Origin of the sequence: Micromonospora sp. GCM10011541 (assembly GCF_042650725.1) — a bacterium.
Lineage (GTDB): Bacteria > Actinomycetota > Actinomycetes > Mycobacteriales > Micromonosporaceae > Micromonospora > Micromonospora sicca.
This window is the reverse complement of sequence record NZ_JBHSBP010000057.1, coordinates 45,128-64,325: the sequence shown is the minus strand read 5'-3', so window position 1 is coordinate 64,325 and position 19,198 is coordinate 45,128. Positions and strand designations below refer to the sequence as shown.

16 protein-coding genes are annotated in these 19,198 nt (G+C 71.1%); 8 read left to right on the top strand and 8 right to left on the bottom strand.

Annotated elements, in window-relative coordinates; all coding sequences use genetic code 11:
- Positions 1 to 2 precede the first annotated feature (2 nt).
- On the bottom strand, positions 3 to 641 hold the full coding sequence (locus ACFOYX_RS24955) for a PadR family transcriptional regulator (protein WP_109803709.1): 639 nt from the start codon (positions 639 to 641) through the stop codon (positions 3 to 5).
- 174 nt (positions 642 to 815) lie between these two features.
- Here ACFOYX_RS24955 and ACFOYX_RS24950 point away from each other — a divergent pair, with 174 nt between their 5' ends.
- From ACFOYX_RS24950 to ACFOYX_RS24940, 3 genes are all read left to right on the top strand, one after another.
- On the top strand, positions 816 to 1,280 hold the full coding sequence (locus tag ACFOYX_RS24950; protein WP_322439832.1) for a DUF5318 domain-containing protein: 465 nt from the start codon (positions 816 to 818) through the stop codon (positions 1,278 to 1,280).
- Positions 1,281 to 1,477: 197 nt separating this feature from the next.
- Positions 1,478 to 4,282 (top strand): transglycosylase domain-containing protein, encoded by a 2,805-nt coding sequence (locus tag ACFOYX_RS24945; RefSeq protein ID WP_322439833.1) that lies wholly within the window; start codon positions 1,478 to 1,480, stop codon positions 4,280 to 4,282.
- A 121-nt stretch (positions 4,283 to 4,403) separates the two neighbouring features.
- Positions 4,404 to 5,924, top strand: coding sequence for a glycosyltransferase 87 family protein (locus ACFOYX_RS24940; protein WP_322439834.1), 1,521 nt, complete (start codon positions 4,404 to 4,406; stop codon positions 5,922 to 5,924).
- A 17-nt stretch (positions 5,925 to 5,941) separates the two neighbouring features.
- On the opposite strand, the gene ACFOYX_RS24935 is transcribed toward ACFOYX_RS24940, so the two are convergent.
- Both ACFOYX_RS24935 and ACFOYX_RS24930 read right to left on the bottom strand, forming a co-directional pair.
- Positions 5,942 to 8,152 carry a hypothetical protein gene (locus ACFOYX_RS24935; RefSeq protein WP_322439835.1) on the bottom strand — a complete coding sequence of 737 codons (2,211 nt, stop codon included), beginning with the start codon at positions 8,150 to 8,152 and terminating at the stop codon, positions 5,942 to 5,944.
- The gene (locus ACFOYX_RS24930) at positions 8,149 to 8,940 is read right to left on the bottom strand and encodes a deoxyribonuclease IV (RefSeq protein ID WP_109803704.1); all 792 of its coding nucleotides are present in this window, start codon (positions 8,938 to 8,940) and stop codon (positions 8,149 to 8,151) included. The genes ACFOYX_RS24935 and ACFOYX_RS24930 overlap by 4 nt, the downstream gene beginning before the upstream one ends.
- Positions 8,941 to 9,608: 668 nt before the next feature.
- On the opposite strand from ACFOYX_RS24930, the gene rpsF reads away from it, so the two are divergent.
- The 4 genes from rpsF to rplI all read left to right on the top strand — a co-directional run bounded on the left by rpsF (position 9,609) and on the right by rplI (position 11,256).
- Positions 9,609 to 9,899: a 30S ribosomal protein S6 gene (gene rpsF / locus ACFOYX_RS24925; protein WP_089011932.1), complete on the top strand. Its 291-nt coding sequence runs from the start codon at positions 9,609 to 9,611 to the stop codon at positions 9,897 to 9,899.
- Positions 9,900 to 9,980: 81 nt separating this feature from the next.
- Complete coding sequence (locus ACFOYX_RS24920) at positions 9,981 to 10,514, top strand: single-stranded DNA-binding protein (RefSeq protein ID WP_238454233.1); 534 nt, start codon at positions 9,981 to 9,983, stop codon at positions 10,512 to 10,514.
- A 41-nt stretch (positions 10,515 to 10,555) separates the two neighbouring features.
- On the top strand, positions 10,556 to 10,795 hold the full coding sequence (gene rpsR / locus ACFOYX_RS24915; RefSeq protein ID WP_013289355.1) for a 30S ribosomal protein S18: 240 nt from the start codon (positions 10,556 to 10,558) through the stop codon (positions 10,793 to 10,795).
- 14 nt (positions 10,796 to 10,809) lie between these two features.
- Positions 10,810 to 11,256 (top strand): 50S ribosomal protein L9, encoded by a 447-nt coding sequence (rplI, locus tag ACFOYX_RS24910; protein WP_109803703.1) that lies wholly within the window; start codon positions 10,810 to 10,812, stop codon positions 11,254 to 11,256.
- A gap of 174 nt (positions 11,257 to 11,430) precedes the next feature.
- On the opposite strand, the gene ACFOYX_RS24905 is transcribed toward rplI, so the two are convergent.
- Positions 11,431 to 12,927 (bottom strand): hypothetical protein, encoded by a 1,497-nt coding sequence (locus ACFOYX_RS24905; protein ID WP_322439838.1) that lies wholly within the window; start codon positions 12,925 to 12,927, stop codon positions 11,431 to 11,433.
- 413 nt (positions 12,928 to 13,340) lie between these two features.
- Here ACFOYX_RS24905 and dnaB point away from each other — a divergent pair, with 413 nt between their 5' ends.
- A complete protein-coding gene (dnaB, locus tag ACFOYX_RS24900) occupies positions 13,341 to 16,142 on the top strand; it encodes a replicative DNA helicase (RefSeq protein WP_322439869.1) in 2,802 nt (933 codons plus the stop codon).
- A gap of 71 nt (positions 16,143 to 16,213) precedes the next feature.
- Here dnaB and ACFOYX_RS24895 read toward each other — a convergent pair whose 3' ends face one another.
- From ACFOYX_RS24895 to ACFOYX_RS24880, 4 genes are all read right to left on the bottom strand, one after another.
- Complete coding sequence (locus ACFOYX_RS24895; RefSeq protein WP_322439839.1) at positions 16,214 to 16,480, bottom strand: hypothetical protein; 267 nt, start codon at positions 16,478 to 16,480, stop codon at positions 16,214 to 16,216.
- An 890-nt stretch (positions 16,481 to 17,370) separates the two neighbouring features.
- Positions 17,371 to 18,051 carry a maleylpyruvate isomerase N-terminal domain-containing protein gene (locus tag ACFOYX_RS24890; RefSeq protein ID WP_322439840.1) on the bottom strand — a complete coding sequence of 227 codons (681 nt, stop codon included), beginning with the start codon at positions 18,049 to 18,051 and terminating at the stop codon, positions 17,371 to 17,373.
- Between the two features lie 93 nt (positions 18,052 to 18,144).
- On the bottom strand, positions 18,145 to 18,528 hold the full coding sequence (locus tag ACFOYX_RS24885) for a zf-TFIIB domain-containing protein (protein ID WP_322439841.1): 384 nt from the start codon (positions 18,526 to 18,528) through the stop codon (positions 18,145 to 18,147).
- A 23-nt stretch (positions 18,529 to 18,551) separates the two neighbouring features.
- Entirely contained in the window at positions 18,552 to 19,184 is a 633-nt protein-coding gene (locus ACFOYX_RS24880; RefSeq protein WP_109801833.1) for a phosphoribosyltransferase, read from the bottom strand.
- Positions 19,185 to 19,198: the final 14 nt, after the last annotated feature.

Here is a 19,198-nt window from a genome sequence, read left to right as displayed (position 1 = left end):
CATCACGGCCGCTCTTTCCTGGACTCTCCAGGCGGAGGCGGGCTGTTGTCTTCTCGTCGGCCGCCGGCTGTCCCGGGTTGCGGGACGGTCGGGGCACGGCCGGAGCGCTCATTGGCGATGAGCTCCTCCAGCCAGCGGACCTCACGCTCACAGGCGTCGAGGCCGTGGCGCTGCAGTTCCAGGGTGTACGCGTCGAGGCGCTCGGCTGCCCGGCCGAGCACGTCGCGAAGGCCTTCGCGACGCTCCTCGATCTTCCGACGGCGACCTTCCAGGATCCGGAGCCGGGTGGCCTGGTCGGTCCGGGCGAAGAACGCGAAGTGCACGCCGAAGCCCGTGTCGTCGTACGTCTCGGGACCAGCCTGCGCTATCAGTTGGGCGAAGCGTTCCTTGCCCTCGGCGGTAATGGTGTAGACCACCCGACCGCGTCGGCTGGTGAGCGCGGGAACCTCCTCGGCGGTCGCCGGTGTCTCGGCGGCCTCGGTGATCCATCCCGCCGCCTGCAACCGGCGCAGGGTCGGGTACAGCGAGCCGTAGCTGATCGCCGCCCGGATCGCGCCGAGCTTGGCGGCCAACTCCTTGCGCAGCTCGTAGCCGTGCATCGGAGCCTCCTGCAGGAGGCCGAGGATGGCGAGCTCGAGCACGGGCCACCCCTTCTTACCCCCGGCGCGGAGCAGGTAACCGCCGCGATGTATCGGACCGATACATCGCACGTTAGCGGACAGCCATGATCAGGGCAAACCCGCGTTCCGAGGTGTTGCCGTCACGGATTGTCACGGCGGTCGCCTCGTCCCGCCGGACCGCGTACCCTTTGCCGCATGCGCACGTCTCGCCAGGTCGTCGACTACTCGCTCCAGAAGCGAGCGGTGCTGCGTGAGCTCCTGGCCGGCCGGGTCGGCACGTACGACGTCTGCGACGCCTCGCCGTACCTGAAGAACGCCGCCCGGTTCCACGGTGAACCCACCGACGAGCGGTGCCCGATCTGCCGCAGCGAGAACCTCATCCACGTCCACTACATTTACGGGGACGAACTCAAGCAGTCCGCCGGCCAGGCGCGTACCCGGGCCGAGTTGCCCGTCCTGGCGATGACGTTGCGTGAGTTCCAGGTCTTCGTGGTGGAGGTGTGCCTCGGCTGTGACTGGAACCATCTCGTCGAGCAGTTCCTGCTCGGCCGGGACGGGCTGGCCGGCGGCGCCGAGGACGGGTCGGAGCAGGGCGTGGTGAGCGGCTCGTCCGCCCCGAACGGTTCCACCCCTCGCCGAAGGCGAGAGGCGCAACGGTGAATCAAGCTGCACCGGCCGACCCCGGCCCGATTGACGACGGCTGGGCGGACCGACAGCTTCTACGTCTGATTAATCGGATTATTTCGGATTTGACGCCTGCGCCCCGGCGCGCCCGCGGTGTAGCGTCTCGTGGTCCAGCTCACGGCAACCCGGTGGTGGCGCATGTGCGCCCCACCGCGACCGGCAGGGTGTGAGGAATGAACTACGGCGATCCCAGTTCTTCGCGTGGGCGGGCGCAGAGCCCGGGCCCCAACGGCGACCCCGGGAGCCCGCACGGGAACGGCTGGTCATCCGCGCCGGAGGGCGGGGCCTCGGCCCGCGCCTCCGTGCCGCCCCGGGGGTCCGCCTCCGATGGACGGGCCTCGGCCGGCGGCGCCGCTTCGGTTCCGCGTAGCGGTGCGGCGGGCTCGGCCTCGGTGGGCCGGGCCGGCGCGGGACGGGCCTCCGTGCCGGTCTCCCCGGCGCCCGGTGGCGCCTCGGGTCGGGCCGGTGCCGGCCGCGCCTCGGTGCCGGTCTCCCCGGCCCCGGGCGGTCCGGCGGGTCGCGCCTCGGTCGGCTCGGCGGCGGTGGGCTCGGCCGGCCGGGCGGGCGTCGGCTCGGCCGCGGTGGGTGGTCGGGCCGCGGTGGCGCGAGCCGGCGTCCCGGGCATGGCGGGCGGTGGCCCGGGTGGTCCGGGTGGGCCCAACGGCCCCGGTCGCGGTGGCCGCGGCAAGGATCCGGCCGCGGCGGCCCGGGCGAAGAAGCGTCGCCGGATCAACATCCTGATCGCCGGCTTCGCCGTCTTCATCATGCTCGCCGGCATCGGCGTGGTGGGCTTCACCTACTACTCCACCAACGTCATCCTCCCCGAGGACACCACCCCGCCGCTGGCCAGCACCATCTACGCCGGTGACGGCAAGCAGATCATCGCCAAGGTCGGCGCGGAGAACCGCACCTTCGTCGCCATCAAGGACATCCCGCAGTGGGTGCAGGACGCGGTCGCTGCCGCGGAGGACCGGAACTTCTACCGGCACTCCGGTGTGGACTACAAGGGCATCGGCCGGGCCGCCTGGAACAACCTCACCGGCGGCGACAAGCAGGGTGCCTCGACGATCACCCAGCAGTACGCCCGCAACGCCTACGACAACCTCAAGCAGGACACGTACGCGCGGAAGGTGAAGGAGGCGATCCTCGCCTCCAAGCTGAACGACAAGTACGACAAGCCGACGATCATGCAGCACTACCTGAACGTCATCTACTTCGGGCGGGGCGCGTACGGCATCGAGGCGGCGGCCCAGACGTACTTCGGTAAGCCGACGAAGAACCTGACGGTGGCCGAGGCCGCGGTGCTCGCGGCGCTGATCAAGCAGCCGGAGCCGAGCGCCACGCACAAGGGCTACGACCCGGCGATCAACCAGGCGGCCGCGCTGGACCGCTGGAACTATGTGATCGGCGGCATGATCACCGAGGGCTGGCTGGACGCGCCGGGCAAGCCGGCCCACCCGACCGAGTACCCGACCAAGACGCTCAAGAAGCCGAGCGCGAAGGGCGTCGGGGTCGACTTCGGCGTCAACACGCCGTACGGCAACGTGATCAACTATGTCGCGCAGGAGATGCGGGAGAAGAACCTCTGCACCGACAACGACGCCGAGGTCACCGACGACAAGCCGCTCTGCTCGCAGGCGCTCAGCAAGGGCGGATACCGGATCACCACCACCATCGACACCAAGGTGCAGAGGGCGGCGCTCGAGGCGGCCCAGCGCGCCACCAAGGGCTCCGAGCTCGACGGCCAGCCGAAGAACCTGATGGCGGCCGTGGTGTCGATTGACCCCAAGACCGGCGGGGTGCGTGCCTACTACGGCGGTGACAACGGCACCGGCACCGACTACGCCGGCAAGAACTACGACAACGGCATCGTCAGCGGTGGCCACTCGCCCGGATCGAGCTTCAAGATCTACACGCTGGCCGCGGCGCTAAAGGCCGGCAAGTCCCTCGAGTCCAGGTGGAAGGGCAAGGCGTTCACCCCCGAGGGAACCAAGTTCAAGGTCAGCAACGCCGGCTTCGACGACCCGTCCTGCCACAACTCCTGCACCCTCGAGGTGTCAACGCTGAAGTCGCTGAACGTGCCGTTCTACTACGTCACCCAGGAGATCGGCCCGGACAAGGTCGTCGAGATGGCCAGGAACGCCGGCGTCACGATGATGTGGCAGACGGACACCGACCCGGCGAAGCCGCACGACCTCACCAAGGAAGACCCGAAGGACCTGGCCCCCTCGCCCTTCTTCCACGTGGTCGGCTACGGCCAGTACCCGATCACGGTGCTGGACCACGCCAACGGCGTCGCCACCTTCGCCAACGGAGGGAAGTACATCAAGGCGCACTTCGTGAAGCTGGTGGAGAAGCAGGAACAGCAGACCGGTAGGTGGCGGAAGCTGGGCGGTGAGCAGGTCAAGCCGGTGCAGCGGATCGACGAGGACATTGTTCGCGACGTGACCTCGGTGCTGGAGAAGTACCCGGCCGCCGTGAACCGCCGGCTCGCCGACGGCCGCAAGGCCGCCGAGAAGACCGGTACCTGGGAGCAGAAGCCGGGCACCACCGAGAACGGTGACGCCTGGATGATCGGCTACACGCCGCAGCTCGCGACCGCGGTCTGGGTCGGCAACGTCAAGAACCGTCTGCCGATCAAGACGAAGGGCGGCGCCAAGATCAGCGGTGCCGGCATGCCGGGCGCCATCTTCCAGCGGTTCATGAACGACGCCCTCAAGAGCAAGGACAAGCTGGACTTCCCGGAGGCCGCGCACGTCGGCGACCCGGAATCCGGCAACGGCGAGGCACCACCGCCGACGGCGCCGCCCGTGCCGCCGGGCTGCCCGGACCCGATGAACCCGTTCTGCCCGCCCGTCAACGGCGGCGGCAACGACAACGGCGGGAACACCGGACCGACCAACCCGTTCGACCCGCGCCCTCGTGGCGGCGGTGGCGGTGGCATCCTTCCGACCACACCACCACGCCAGACGTACTGATCGCCAGGCACCGCCGACGGCGGCCGGACTTCGCGCCCGGCCGCCGTCGGCGTATCCGGGTACCGGAATTGTGGGGTCGAGGCGGGACGCCGACCCCTGCCGTACGGCAGGATTCCTCTCCATGAGCACCCAGTCGACGGCAGGCATCGACGACGCCGGGACCACCGACCACCCGTCCCGGTCGGACGGCTTCGTCCGCGGCGCCTCCGAGGTGATCGGCGGACCACTGGGCGACCACGCGGTCGCGCTGGACCGGCCCGCCGGCCGGGAGGGCCGCTTCTGGACGGCGGCCCGGATCGTGCTGGCCCTGGTCTGCCTGACCCTCGCCCTGCACTGGGTGCAGAAGTCCCCCTGCCAGGACGGCGCCTGGCAGAACAACATCCAGTACACCCGGATGTGCTACACGGACGTGCTGGCGCTCTACTACGCCGAGGGGCTCAACGAGGGCAAGGTGCCCTACGCCGACCACCCGGTCGAGTACCCGGTGCTCACCGGGTACTTCATGGGGGCGCTCGGGCTGCCGGTGCACGCCCTCGGCGCCGACCACCCCGGCATCAACCAGGGGCAGTGGTTCTACAACCTCAACGCCCTGGTGCTGAGCGCTCTCGCCGTCGCCACCGTCGCCGTCATCCTCAACCTGCGGCGGCGACGACCCTGGGACGCGGCGATGTTCGCGCTCGCCCCCGCCCTGCTGCTCACCGCCACCGTCAACTGGGATCTGCTCGCCGTCGGGCTGAGCGCCGTCGGGCTGCTGGCCTGGGCACGCGCCAGACCCGACCTGAGCGGTGCCCTGCCGGCCGCCCTGGCCGGGGTACTGATCGGGCTCGGCGGCGCGGCGAAGATGTGGCCGCTGTTCATCCTCGGGCCGATCCTGGTGCTCGCGGTCCGCGCCGGCCGGGTCTGGGCCGCGCTCCTGTCCGTCATCACGGCCGCGGTGACGGTGGTGTTGGTGAACCTGCCGGTGGCGATTCCCTACCGGGAGAGCTGGGGCAGGTTCTTCGAGCTGAACACCACCCGGCCGATCGACTGGGGCACCCTCTGGTACATCGGCCGCTACCTCGACGGAAAGGTCAGCCCCGACCAGGGGCCGTTCGACTGGTTGAACGCCAACATCCCCACCCTCAACTGGGTGTCGTACCTCCTCTTCGGGCTGGCCTGCCTCGGGGTGGCCGCGCTGGCGCTGCTGGCGCCGCGCCGGCCCCGGCTGGCCCAGCTCGCCTTCCTGGTGGTCGCCGCCTTCCTGATCTTCAGCAAGGTCTGGTCCCAGCAGTTCGTGCTCTGGCTGCTCCCGCTCGCGGTGCTCGCCCGGCCGCGCTGGGGCGCCTTCCTCGTCTGGCAGTTCGCCGAGGTCTGCTACTTCGCCGCCTTCTACGGGGAGCTGCTCGGCACGGCGACCAGCCGGCCGGTCTTCCCGGAGGGCGTCTTCGTGCTGGCCGCCAGCCTCCGGCTGATCACCGTCGCGGTGCTCTGCGGTTTCGTGATCCGGGACGTCATGCGCCCCGAGCGCGACGTGGTCCGACACATCTACGCCGACGACCCGGACGGTGGTGTCCTCGACGGTTCCCCCGACGCCCCCTGGTACGTCCGCTGGCGCGCCCGTTCCTCGACGGGTTCCGCCGCGGCCGAGCCCGCCCCGGCGTAAGGCGGACCCGAGCCGGGTCAGAGGTGGTAGACGACCGCGTCGCCGACCTCCTCGCGGGTGATGCCCAACCCGTCCACCGGGTTGTCGACGATCCGCTCCCACGGGGTGCCGGCCAGCTGGCCCCGCAGGATCACCACGTTGCGGACGCCCAGGATGCGCAGGTAGTCGACGCTGGGCTGGTCCGGGAAGCCGAGGGTCAGCTCGCGGACGTGGGCGAGCGTGTCCGGGGTGAAGCCACTGCCGCCGTTGACCACGTCCTGGAACCGGCTGGTCGACCAGAGCATCACCGGCTGGTCCAGGTTCTGGCTGCTCGGCAGGACCAGCATCGGACCGTCCACGCTGCGCATCACCGCCGGCTGCACCGGCACCACCGGGTGCGGGGTGGTGTTCAGCCCTTCCACGATCACCAGCAGCAGCGGCAGCAGGGTGGCCAGCCGCAGCCAGGGCCCGGGCCACGGCGGCACCCGCTCGGCGGCCAGCTCGCGTACCCGGGCGGCGAACGCGGTGACCGCGCCCGCGGCGAGCAGGCCGAGCAGCAGGGTGGTCCAGAGCATCATCCGGCCGGGCGTCCGCAACCCGTTCCACCCGGGCAGGTGCTCGAAGAGCGGCACGTAGGTGAAGGTGCCGCCGAAGAACCGGGTCCCCATGGCCAGGGCCATCGTCGCCAGCACCCCGGCGAGCAGCAGCAGCCGGTGCCGCAGCCGCCAGACCGAGAAGAAGAGGCCGCCCGCGGCCAGCGCGTAGAGCACGAAACCCGGCAGCAGCGTCATCTCCGGGTGCCAGGGCAACGTGGCCCGCGCCCCCTCGTGCAGGCCGCCCCAGATCCGCGACTCCGCCGGCGCGGTGAAGAACCCGCTCGCCGGCGGCGAGTAGATGGCGATGTCGCCGATCGTCCGCTCCGCGTTCGGGTGCAGCTCGGCGACCTTGAAGTACGGCACGGCCAGCAGCACGCCCACCGCGGCGAAGAGCGTGCCGCCGATCAGGTCGGCGAGGAGCAGCCGGCTGCCGAACGGTCGCTTGCCCGGCCGGACCAGCCAGCGTCGGGTGAACCAGACGACGGCTGAGACCAGCACGATGCCGGCCAACAGGTACGCGAACGGCAGGCCGATGCCGAAGCCCAGGCTGAGCTGCCACGCGGCCACCATCCAGCCGGCGTACGCCCACCCGTCGTGCCGGCGCTCCGGCCGGTAGCCGTACCGCAGGGACCAGCCGTGTCCCCGGGCGAGCATGGCCAGCGCCAGCGGGATGCCGCCGTTGGAGACGATGTGCAGGTGCCCGGCCTGGGCCAGCAGCCACGGGGCGTACGCGTAGCTGACGCCGGCCACCGCGGCCCCGATCCGGCCGGCGCCCAGTTGCCGCGCCAACGCGTACGCCCCGAACGTGGCGAGCGCGTGAGCCAGCACGAACATGATGTTGTAGCGCAGCACCGCCGCCTCGGGCCCGGTGCCGATCATGCCGGCGGGGGCGTACCCGAGCAGGGTGTCGGAGAAGGCGAAGCTCCACTGCTCCGGGAAGAACGTGTTGGAGTGCCAGAGTTGCGCCGGGTCGGTCAGCAGGATGTGCCCGGACCAGGCCATCTGCCAGGACTGCAGGCTCGGGTCCCAGTAGTCCTGCGGCAGGGTGTAGAGCGGGTAGCGCAGCGTCGGCCAGGTGAGCAGGACGGCCAGGGCCAGCGCGGCGACGACGGCCAGGGTCCACTCGTGCACCAGGAACCGGCCCACCGCGCGCACCGCCCGTCGGGGCCGGGTGAGCACCGGGTCGGGGGCGGGACCGAAGGCGGACCAGGGGTCGGCTTTCTCCGTACCCGCGGCGGGGGCGTCCTTGCCGGTGGCGCCGGCCTTCCCGGCCTTGCCGGTGGTGGCGGCCTTCCCGGCCTGGCCGGTGGTGGCGGCCTTCCCGGCCTTCCTTGCGCTGTCGCCATCGTGGGCGGCGGTCGCGGCGCCGTCGCCCGGGGCGGCGATGGGCTCGTCCCTCGTGGCGGCCGAGTGCGGGTCGACGCCGGAGGCGCCGTTCCCCGCGCCGGTCCGAGCGGCGGCCGGACCGTCCCCGCCGGCCGGTTTCGCGGCCGGCTGGTCCTTCGTGGCCGCTCGGGCGGCGGCGCCGTCCGTCGCTGGGGCGGCGGTGGTGCCGTCGGTGCCGACGGCCTCGGCGGGTAGCCGGGTGTCGCCGTTCGTGGTCGAGCCGGCGGGGCCGCCGCCGTCCGTCGCGTCCGACTGCTCCGTGGTCATGCCGCCGACGTCCCGGTGCCGAGCTGGCCGCGCAGGAAGGCGATGTCGGCCGCCTGGCCGTCGACCCCGCCGGGCGTTTCCACGATGACCGGGGCGCCGGCCGCGCGGATCACCGCCACCACCAGCTCGGGGTCGATCGTGCCGCCGTCGAGGTTGTCGTGCCGGTCCTGCCCCGAGTTGAAGGCGCCCTTGGAGTTGTTCGCGTGCACCAGGTCGATCCGGCCGGTGATCGCCTTGACCCGGTCGACCAGCCCCAGCAGGTCCTCGCCGCCGGCGTGGGCGTGGCAGGTGTCCAGGCAGAAGCCCACCTCGTAGTCGCCGAGGGCGTCCCAGAGCCGGGCCAGCGCGTCGAGGTGCCGCGCGCAGGCGTTGTCGCCGCCGGCGGTGTTCTCGATCAGGACCGGGAGCGGGAAGCCGCCGGAGTCGGCCGCGTACGCGAAGGTCTTGCGCCAGTTGTCGAAGCCGACGGCCAGGTCGTCACCGGCGTTGACGTGGCCGCCGTGCACGATCAGCCCCTTCGCGCCGATGGCCGCCGCCGCCGTGGCGTGGCCGAGCAGCAGCTTCCGGCTCGGGATCCGGATCCGGTTGTTGAGCGTGGCCACGTTCACGACGTACGGCGCGTGGACGTACAGGTCGACGTCCGCGTCGCGGAGCCGCTCGGCGTCATCCCGGGCCTTCGGGGCCTTCCACCCCTGTGGATCGGCGAGGAAGAACTGCACGGCCTCGGCGTCCCGGGCGGCGGCCTCGGCCAGCGGGTCGGTCGGATCGACGTGGGCTCCGATTCGCATGCAGGGGAGCCTACGTCGCGCCCCCGACGTGCGGGGTGACGGCGGCGGCGGTGTCCCGGCTCCGGATCGGCTCGGCGCCGGGCCGGGCGCGGCGACCGGATGCGTCACCCGGCGGGCGGGCGGTCGTTGTGCGAGGTGGGATCGATGGTCGACGCTCCACCCGGCTGCAATCCACCCGCGGCCCGGGAGACCCCCGGAAACGGCTCGCCCCGCCGTGCGGCCCGGCACGGCGGGGCGGGATCCGACTCGCGCCACCCGACGACCGATCGGCGGAGCGGTTGGGGCAAATTCCTCATTTCCCCCAACAGGTGACGAGAGCCGTTGTATGGTCAGATCAGCCGACAACACGATAAAGCTCCGCGGGGCGTCCTCGATCCAACCTCATCGGTGTGGTCGTTCCTCCCCAGGTCCCACCCAAGGAATGCGGACGGGACGCCCCGCGGCCCCGTGGACAGGGGTCCACCTCCGGTGCTCGACGCCGGCGGTGGGCCCCTGTCACCGCGCCCGGCCGGTCCCGCCGACCGGCCCGGGCATGATCGTCCGGACCGGGTATCCTGGTCCGGTTGTCCGCGTTCGGCCGGGTCCCCCCGGTACCGGAGCGGGCCACGACGCAGACCTCCTGCCACGGAAGGACCGTGGCCGCATAGCCCACAGGAGGTGAGCACGTCTTGCGTCATTACGAGATCATGGTGATCCTCGACCCCAGCCTCGAGGAACGCACCGTCGCCCCGTCGCTCGACACGTACCTGAACGTGATCCGGACCGCGGGTGGCTCGGTCGAGAAGACCGACGTGTGGGGCCGCCGGCGCCTCGCGTACGAGATCAGCAAGAAGGCCGAGGGCATCTACGCCGTCATCGACCTGCAGGCCACGCCTGCGGCCGTGGCCGAGCTGGACCGTCAGCTGCGGCTCAACGAGTCCGTGCTGCGCACCAAGGTCATCCGGCCGGAGATGCGCTAAGCATTCAACCCCGGTTCGCCCGGATCAGCCTCATCGGCTCTGTCGTACGGCTCTGAGAGCCTGTACGGCGGGATCTGATGAGTGCGCGAGGAGATGGTCATGGCAGGAGACACCACCATCACGGTCATCGGCAACCTGACCGATGACCCCGAGTTGCGGTTCACCCCGTCGGGTGCGGCGGTCGCCAAGTTCCGGGTCGCTTCGACGCCCCGGTTCATGGACAAGACCACCAACGAATGGAAGGACGGCGAGCCGCTCTTCCTGGCCTGCACGGTGTGGCGGCAGGCGGCGGAGCACGTCGCCGAGTCGCTGCAGCGGGGCGCCCGCGTGATCGTCTCGGGTCGACTGCGTCAGCGGTCGTACGAGACGCGCGAGGGTGAGAAGCGCACCGTCATCGAGCTCGAGGTCGACGAGATCGGCCCGTCGCTGCGCTACGCCACGGCGAAGGTGCAGAAGATGTCGCGCTCCGGTGGTGGTGGCGGCGGTGGCTTCGGCTCCGGTGGTGGCGGTGGCCAGGGCGGCGGAGGCAACTTCGACGACCCCTGGGCCTCGGCTGCCCCGGCTCCCTCGCGCGGTGGTTCGGGCGGCAACTTCGACGAGGAGCCTCCGTTCTAATGGCGCCGAGCGCCCGCGATCGCAAACCAGGAGCACGTGCAATGGCCAAGGCTGCGGCACTTCGCAAGCCGAAGAAGAAGGTGAACCCGCTCGACAAGGACGGGATCACCTACATCGACTACAAGGACACCGCGCTGCTGCGCAAGTTCATCTCCGACCGCGGCAAGATCCGCGCTCGACGGGTGACCGGCGTGACCTCGCAGCAGCAGCGGCAGATCGCCCGCGCGGTCAAGAACGCCCGCGAGATGGCGCTCCTGCCGTACACGGCCACGACCCGCTGAGAGGAGGCACCGACATGAAGATCATCCTGACTCAGGAGGTGTCCGGCCTCGGTGCCCCGGGCGACATCGTCGAGGTGAAGAACGGCTACGGCCGTAACTTCCTGCTCCCGCAGGGCTTCGCGATCGCCTGGACCAAGGGCGCGGAGAAGCAGGTCACGGTCATCAAGCGGGCCCGCTCGGCCCGGGAGATCCGCGACCTGGACCACGCCAACGAGGTCAAGGCCCAGCTCGAGGGTCTCAAGGTCAGCCTGAAGGCCCGCGCCGGCGAGGGCGGCCGGCTCTTCGGTTCGGTCACCCCGGCCGAGATCGTCGACGCCGTCAAGGCGGCCGGCGGCCCGGTCCTGGACCGTCGTCGGCTGGAGGTGCCCGGTCACATCAAGTCGACCGGCACCTACCCGGTGCGCGTCAAGCTGCACCCCGAGGTGTCCGCCAAGTTCGACCTCAACGTCGTCCAGGGCTGACACCCGCCAGCACCACGCAAGGGCCCGCACCGGAACCGGTGCGGGCCCTCGCGCATGCGGACGCCGCGCGGGTATGGCGGCGCCGCGATCGCGCCGGGCCGCGCCGGGGCCGGACCGTCGCCAGGGCGGGGCCGGGGCCCGGCGGGGCGGTGGTCAGGCCGGGCCTGGGCGCGGTCAGCCGATCGGCTGACCGGTCACCGCGCTGATCATCACCGTGGAGAGACCGCCACCGACCACCGCCGCCGCCAGCGCCACCGTCGCCGACCGCCAGGTCGTCCCGACCCGGCGCAGCAGCACCGCGACGACCAGGCTGCTCACCAGCGCCAACCCGAACCGCGGCGCCCCCGCGATCAGCGAGGCGAAGGCGTGCGCCCGCGGCGAGTCACACCCCCCGCCGGTGATGTCGGTGACGCAGCCCGGCGGTGCCTGCCCGTCGAGCGTCAACAGCCAGAGGAAGACCAGCACCGCGGGGACCAGATAACAGGCGGCCGTGTAGACCAGCGGCCGGATCGGCCCGCTCGGATCCGGGTCCAGCAGGTCGTCCTCGAGCGGACGGCCCCACGACCCACCGCCGATCGTCTCCATCCGCCGCCGGATCGAGGCCCCGCCGGCACCTACCGGTTCCACCCCGCGTCGGGGCACCGCCCGCGGGCGCGGCGCGGTGTAGGCGACCACCGGTGACCGCGGCGCGGAGGGCGGCGCGGCCATCCAGCGCGGATCGTCGCCGGCCAGCCGGGTCCCGGACCAGAAACCCTCGGCCTGTTCCGCCGACGACCATCCGTCGGCCCCCCGGTCCCGCAGCCGAGTGGGTGGCACCGTCCGGTCCCATTCGTCCGTCTCCCCGTACCGGTCCCACTGGCCGGTGTCGGTGAACCGGTCCCACTCACCGGTGTGGTCGGACCGGTCCCAGCGCCCGGCGCCGTCCGCCTGGTCCCACCGCCCGCCGGTCGCCGAGCGGTCCCAGGCGTGCACCCCGGAGGCGTCCCACGGGTCTACCGCCGGCTGCTCGGCGGGATCCGGCTCGGCGGAACGGCCCCGCTCCCAGGAATCCGTCGCCGGTCGCGACCAGGAATCCGCCGCCGCCCGTCGGCTGCGCCGGCCCGGCCGCCCGGTGTCCCGTCGGTCGCGCTCCCCCTCCGTCGGGGTCTCCTCCTCCACACCCGACCAGATCACCTGCGGGCGACGGGACGGGGCGCGACGCGGCCGGCTCCGCGGGGCGGCACTGGAGACCGGCTGGTCCTCGGCGGACTCGGCGCGCCGGCTACCGACATACCCCTGGTCCTGCGGCACGTCGAGGGTCCACTCGGCGGTGTGCTCGCCGGCCGGTCCGACGCCGGTGGCCTGCGGCTCGCGCTCCCGGCGCCAGTCGCCGTCGGTGGACGTACGCCATCCGCCGTCCGACCGCGGGCGGTCGAGGTCGTCGTCGTCCGGGGCGGCGTGCCGGCCCCCGCCGTCCGCGCGGCTGACCCCCGACTCGAGAGCCCAGCGGGGCAGGTAGGCGTCGACCGGCTCCTGCTGGCCCCGCTCGCTGGCGCGGCGACGACTGGGGGTGCGGTAGCGCTCGGACGCGTACGCGTCGACCGGGAACGGCTCGGCGGGATCGTCCCAGGGGGCGATCGGCTGGCGCTCTCGCGGGCTGCCCTCCCCGCTTCCCCAGTCCCGGTAACTCACGGCCGGAGCGTGACCCTTCTCAACCGAAAGTGCAATCCGCTGTCCAGGTGTAGCCGTTCGCTGAGATAGTACGGGACGAACGGCCTCAAGGCTCGACCCGAAATCTTCCATCCACAGGGTGGGGATTGCAAAACCGCAGGTCAGAGCGATTTCGGCCGGAATTCCCCAGCTCTTGTCCACATGCTGTGCACACCCTGCGCACATGCCTGTGCACCGGCGTCCACAGGTTGTCCCGAGGCTCGTCCACCGGCGTTGTTGAGTGGCTCAGCTCGGGTTCCGTATCGTTGGCCCCCGACCGTCCGGCCGGTGGCCCCCGATCGACCGGAGGGTCGGCGGAAGTTGTCACACGCCGGCGGTAGACCTGGACCGGATCCGAACGCAGTGAGGGGGGACCCGTGTCGGTCACCGACGACATGCGGACGGAGCGCTCCGGTGGGCAGCAGCCCGCGCCGGCCCCGCGCGACGGGCACTTCGAGAAGACCCCGCCCCAGGACGTGGCCGCCGAGCAGTGCGTCCTCGGCGGCATGCTGCTCTCCAAGGACGCCATCGCCGACGTCGTCGAGATCCTGAAGTCCAACGACTTCTACCGCCCGGTGCACGCGACCATCTTCGACGCGATCCTCGACATCTACGGCCGGGGCGAGCCGGCCGACCCGATCACCGTCGCGGCCGCGCTCGCCGACTCGGGCGACCTGGCCCGGATCGGTGGCGCCCCCTACCTGCACACGCTGATCGCCAGTGTGCCCACGGCCGCGAACGCCGCGTACTACGCGCGGATCGTCGGCGAGCGTGCCGTGCTCCGCCGGCTGGTCGAGGCCGGCACCAAGATCGTCCAGCTCGGGTACGGCACCGGTCAGGGCGGCAGCCGGGATGTGGACGACATCGTCGACCTGGCCCAGCAGGCCGTCTACGACATCACCGAGCGGCGGGTCAACGAGGACTTCGCGGTGCTCGCCGACATGCTCCAGCCGACTCTCGACGAGATCGAGGCGGTGGGTGCCCAGGGCGGGGTGATGAGCGGGGTGCCGACCGGTTTCAGCGACCTCGACCGGCTCCTCAACGGCCTCCACCCGGGCCAGCTCATCATCGTGGCAGGCAGGCCGGGTCTCGGAAAGGCGCTCGCGCTCGACACCCCGCTGCCGACCCCCGACGGCTGGACCACCATGGGCGAGGTGGCCGTCGGCGACCGGCTGCTCGCGGCGGATGGCACCCCGACCACCGTCACCGCCGCATTCGAGGTGATGCACGACCGCCCCTGCTACGAGGTCGAGTTCTCGGACGGCTCGGTGATCGTGGCGGACGCCGAGCACCTGTGGAAGACGACCACCCGGGCCAGCCGTCGGCAGCCCGAGGCGCGCGCACGGCACTACTGGTCGGAGCCTTCGCTGGCCAAGGTGCGGGCGGCCGAGGCGACGGCCGGCGCCGAGCCGCGGCGCCTGGTCACCCTCGCGCAGACCCTCGAGCAGGTCGGTCCCGAGTTCCGAAACGTGCTGCACAGCGTCGCACGGCAGATCGGTGCCTACGGTCGGGTCGCCCGACCGGCGGCTCGGGCAGGCAAGGTGCGGAACTGGACCGCGCCCGGCTACCCCGCCGGGCCGCTCCTGAGCGGCCTGCGCGAGCGGGGCGAGCGCCAGGTCAACGCCGGCGCCCGGGTAGGCCACGACGGGGTCGTGACGACCGCCGAGATCGCCGCTACCCTGCGTACCGACACGGCCGACCGCCGACTGAACCACGCGGTCGAGAACTGCCGGCCGCTGCAGTTGCCCCCACGGGACCTGGTCGTCCCCCCGTACACCCTCGGCGTCTGGCTCGGCGAGGGGCACACCGGGGCGAGCCGCTTCACCACGGCAGACCCCGAAATGACGGACCTGGTCGCGCGGGACGGCTTCGTCGTACGTCCCAGTGGGCCGATGGTCTACACCATCGTGCTGCCTGTCCCCACCGCCACGGCTGACCGCACCTGTGCCGACTGCGGCTGCTCGACCCGGGCCCTGCGGGAGAATCCGACGATCCGGCGCTGCGCCGCGTGTCACGAGCGGAACGGTTCCTTCCTGGCACTGTTGCGCCGGATCGGGGTCGCGGCGGAAAAGCACATCCCGCCGGACTACCTCCGCGCCTCGGAGGCCCAGCGCCGGGCGCTGCTGGCCGGCCTGATGGACACCGACGGGACGGTGGCGGCGGCGGGCAACCTCCAGTACACCTCGACCTCTAAGCGGTTGGCCGAGGACGTCAGGGAGCTCGTGGCGAGCCTCGGCTACCGGTGCACGGTCGACACGAAGCGGGTGGCGGGCCGGACCGAGGCCTCGTCGACCGCGTACACCCTGAACTTCTCCACGCCCGACACGGTCTTTCAGCTGGACAGAAAGCGTACGGCGCACGCGGCCCGGCGGCTGACGTCGTCGGACGTCCGGACGACCTCCCGCTTCATCGTGGACGTCCGGCCGGTGGCGAGCGTGCCGGTCCGCTGCGTCACGGTGGACAACCCCGACCACCTCTACCTGGCCGGTCGGGCGATGATCCCCACGCACAACAGCACCGCGTCGATGGATTTCGCCAGGAACGCGGCCATCCGCGCCAATCAGGCGGCCGCGATCTTCTCGCTGGAAATGAGCAAGGTCGAGATCGTCATGCGACTCCTCTCGGCCGAGGCCCGGGTGCCGCTGCACGTGCTGCGCAGCGGGCAGCTCTCCGACGACGACTGGACCAAGCTGGCCCGCTGCATGGGCGAGATCAGCGAGGCGCCGCTCTTCGTCGACGACACGCCGAGCATGAACCTGATGGAGATCCGGGCCAAGGCGCGGCGGCTGAAGCAGAAGCACGACCTCAAGCTGATCGTGGTCGACTACCTCCAGCTGATGACCTCGCCGAAGCGCACCGAGAGCCGGCAGCAGGAGGTCGCCGACCTCTCCCGTGGCCTCAAGCTGCTGGCCAAGGAGGTCGAGTGCCCGGTCATCGCGGTGAGTCAGTTGAACCGTGGCCCGGAACAGCGGACCGACAAGCGTCCGCAATTGTCTGATTTGCGTGAGTCTGGCTCGATTGAGCAAGATGCGGATGTTGTCATCTTGCTGCACCGCGACGACTACTACGACAAGGAGTCGCCGCGCGCCGGCGAGGCCGATTTCATTATTGCTAAGCATCGGAATGGGCCTACAGATACAGTCACGGTAGCCGCGCAGTTGCACCTCTCGCGTTTTGTGGATATGGCTATAGTGTGACCATGTCGCCTACTCGGCTGTCCAACTTGCAACGGGAAGAAATCGTTGGTCTGGCGGCTGGTGGTGAAACCCTAACCAAGTTGGCCGAAACCTATGGAGTCACCCGCCAGGCGGTGCGTGGAATACTCCGTCGTCGAGGGGTGCCAGCCAGAAGCAGCGGGAAACTCACTGAGTTGCAACGTGCGGAAGTGGTCCAGCAATATTTGCGCGGTGCGGCCATGGCGGAACTCGCGGCTGCATACGATGTAACCGAGCCGTCCGTCCGCGGGCTTTTGGTTCGGCGTGGTGTCGTCCTTCGCAGAACCATCCACACGCTGCGAGATGACGCCTTTGATCATCTCACGCCTATTGCTTGCTACTGGATCGGTTTTCTTTTTGCAGATGGATCTGTCAGTTATCGTCAAGGCTATATGCCTCAGGTCTCCGTAGGCTTGGCCCAACGTGATCGTGACCACCTGGTGGCTCTGCGTGCCTTCCTAGGCTCGACGAGCAGCATCTCGGAGCCGAGCATCACTCGCGCGGCATGTCAGTTCTCGGTCCGGTCGGTTCGATTGGCTGGACGACTCATTGAGTTGGGCCGGTACGAGGGCGCTGTTGATCACCGGCTCGTGACATCTCGCGACTTCTGGCGGGGGGTGGTTGACGGAGACGGTTCGATAGGGAGATACAAGAGGTCTCAGAACAGTGCCCGGTCATTCTCTCAATTCAGGCTGGTCGGAAAATCTCGAATGCTCGAGCCATTTGCCGACTTCCTCGTCACCCAAGGTTTGGGTCGACTCTCTGTCCGACCCCACAAAACGATCTATAACATCGGAACGACGTGCAGGCCGGCCGAGAGGATCATCGCGCTGCTCTACGAGAACGCTGTGATGGCGCTGAGTCGCAAGGCAGAGGTGGCAGCGCAAATATTGGATGCCGCGAACCTAGATAGGTAGGGTTCGTGGCAGCCCGTAATGCAGGCAGACCGTGACGTTCGCCCAGCTGAACGGTCGCGCTTCGTCCACATGGCGATCGTCTGACCCTGGGGCCTGGCGATGAGTTTTCCGCCCCGTCGCCGTCACACCGGATGACAGCGCCGGTCCGCACCGACCGGCACGACCGGTGGCAGGCTGGGGGACATGGTGGACGGCGGCATCAGCACGATGCGTACCGAGGGCGACGCCGCGACCGCCGGCGACGAGCGGGCCGTCGCCCGCGTGACCGAACGGCACCGTGGTGAGCGGCGGGGTCAGCCGATCAGCGGGAACCAGCCGGCGGCCTCGCCCAGCTCCAGGCGGTCCCGGTCGGTCAGCGGCAGCCGCCCGGCCGCGCGGAGCAGGTAGTCCCGGTCGTCCCAGCCGGCCGGGCGGACGGCCTCGTCGCTGAGCAGGCCGTCCATGGTGGCCACCGCGACCCGGGTGGGCAGTTCGGCCGGGGGCGGCGCGTCGGGCAGCCCCACCACCAGGTCGAGGTGGTGGATCACCGCCTCGGTGGTCAGGGTGGCGAGCAGGTCGGGGACCCGCAGTACGTGCCCCTGGGTGGTGACGAACCCGTCCGGGTCGGCGGCGGCGGCCGCCCGCACGGCGGCGGGCGCGGTGTCCGACCAGATCCGCACCACTCCGCTGGGCCGGTCGAAGGCGGCCGCCGACCGGCGGGCCCACCACGCGTGTTTCGCGCTGACGTCGTCGCCGCCGCTGGGGAACGCGCGCCAGTAGCTGACGTCGTCCACGTCGGCCGGGCCGTCGGCGGGGCTGGCCAGCGCGACCAGCGCCCGCCGCGCGTCGCACAGGACGTGGAAGAGCAGGTCCGCGACCAGCCAGCCGCGGCAGCGGGTCGGCGTCTGGAGTGCCGTGTCGTCCAGCCCGGTGACCACGGCGGTGATCCCGTCGTACGCCTGCCGCAGCGCCTCGTGCTGCCGGATGGCCGTCATGTGGTGCAGCGTGCCACGACCGCGGCCGGTCGGCACGACGCCCCTGACGGGGAACGGCCGGGTCGGGGGCGTGCCGACCCGGCCGCGGCGGCCTCAGTCGAAGAGTTCGCCGAGGAAGCCGCCGTGGTGCTTCTTCCGCTTGTAGTGGCCGTGGTAGCCGTAGTGCTGCCCGTGGCCGTACGCGGGCTGCGCGTAGCCGTGGCCGGGCGGTGGCGGTGGCGGGGGGACGGCGCCGTACCCGGGCTGGTGCGGGGCGGGTGCGGGCGGCGGGGGCGGCGGAGGGTACCCGCCGGCCGGCTGGTTGGCCTGCGCGGGGGCAGTGTTCTGCCGGTTCCAGTTCGCCTCGGCCTCGAAGAGCTTCTCGAGTTCGCCGCGGTCGAGGAAGATGCCGCGGCACTCGCCGCACTGGTCGATGACGACGCCGCTGCGCTCGTACTGGCGCATGTCTCCGTGACACTTGGGGCAGGTGAGCTGCATGACACCGAAGGTACCCGGTGGGATCACGCGGTGGCGGTGAGCGCCTGCACCACCTCGTCGTCGGAGATCTCGCGGAAGTCGTCGTAGTACGCGCCGACCGCACCGAAGTCCGGCGGGGTGTCGGGGCAGACCACCTCGTCGGCCTCGGCGGCCAGCATCTCGTACGCCTGCTCGGAGCCGACCGGGACGGCGACGATCACCCGGGCGGCGCCCAGGTGCCGGGCCACCTGCACGGCGGCGCGGGCGGTGGCCCCGGTGGCCAGGCCGTCGTCGACGATGACCGCGGTGCGCCCGTTCAGGTCCAGCGGGGGTCGACCGGCCCGGTAGCGGCTCTCCCGCCGGTCCAGTTCGGCCTGCTCCCGCCGCCGCACCTCGGCCCGGTCGCTCTCGCTCAGCCCGCCGGCGATCTGCTCGTTGAGCACCTCCACCCCGTCGGGGCCGAGCGCGCCGTAGGCGAGCTCGGGCGCCCAGGGCATGCCGAGCTTGCGGACGACCAGCACGTCCAGCGGTGCGCCGAGCCGCTCGGCGACGATCCGGGCCACCGGGACACCGCCGCGGACCAGCCCGAGGACGACGACGTCCGGCTGTCCGGCGAGTTCGCTGAGTCGGTCGGCGAGCACCTGGCCGGCGTCGGTCCGGTCGCGATAGGTGGTCATGCCCTCAGGTTTAC

What these genes read in the sequence shown, in the direction of transcription:
- ACFOYX_RS24950 (WP_322439832.1), top strand. Translation starts at nt 816, where the DNA reads ATGCGCACGTCTCGCCAGGTCGTCGACTACTCGCTCCAGAAGCGAGCG.
- ACFOYX_RS24945 (WP_322439833.1), top strand. Translation starts at nt 1,478, where the DNA reads ATGAACTACGGCGATCCCAGTTCTTCGCGTGGGCGGGCGCAGAGCCCG.
- ACFOYX_RS24940 (WP_322439834.1), top strand. Translation starts at nt 4,404, where the DNA reads ATGAGCACCCAGTCGACGGCAGGCATCGACGACGCCGGGACCACCGAC.
- ACFOYX_RS24935 (WP_322439835.1), bottom strand. Translation starts at nt 8,152, where the DNA reads ATGACCACGGAGCAGTCGGACGCGACGGACGGCGGCGGCCCCGCCGGC.
- ACFOYX_RS24930 (WP_109803704.1), bottom strand. Translation starts at nt 8,940, where the DNA reads ATGCGAATCGGAGCCCACGTCGATCCGACCGACCCGCTGGCCGAGGCC.
- rpsR (WP_013289355.1), top strand. Translation starts at nt 10,556, where the DNA reads ATGGCCAAGGCTGCGGCACTTCGCAAGCCGAAGAAGAAGGTGAACCCG.
- rplI (WP_109803703.1), top strand. Translation starts at nt 10,810, where the DNA reads ATGAAGATCATCCTGACTCAGGAGGTGTCCGGCCTCGGTGCCCCGGGC.
- dnaB (WP_322439869.1), top strand. Translation starts at nt 13,341, where the DNA reads ATGCGGACGGAGCGCTCCGGTGGGCAGCAGCCCGCGCCGGCCCCGCGC.
- ACFOYX_RS24895 (WP_322439839.1), bottom strand. Translation starts at nt 16,480, where the DNA reads ATGATCAAAGGCGTCATCTCGCAGCGTGTGGATGGTTCTGCGAAGGAC.
- ACFOYX_RS24890 (WP_322439840.1), bottom strand. Translation starts at nt 18,051, where the DNA reads ATGACGGCCATCCGGCAGCACGAGGCGCTGCGGCAGGCGTACGACGGG.
- ACFOYX_RS24885 (WP_322439841.1), bottom strand. Translation starts at nt 18,528, where the DNA reads ATGCAGCTCACCTGCCCCAAGTGTCACGGAGACATGCGCCAGTACGAG.
- ACFOYX_RS24880 (WP_109801833.1), bottom strand. Translation starts at nt 19,184, where the DNA reads ATGACCACCTATCGCGACCGGACCGACGCCGGCCAGGTGCTCGCCGAC.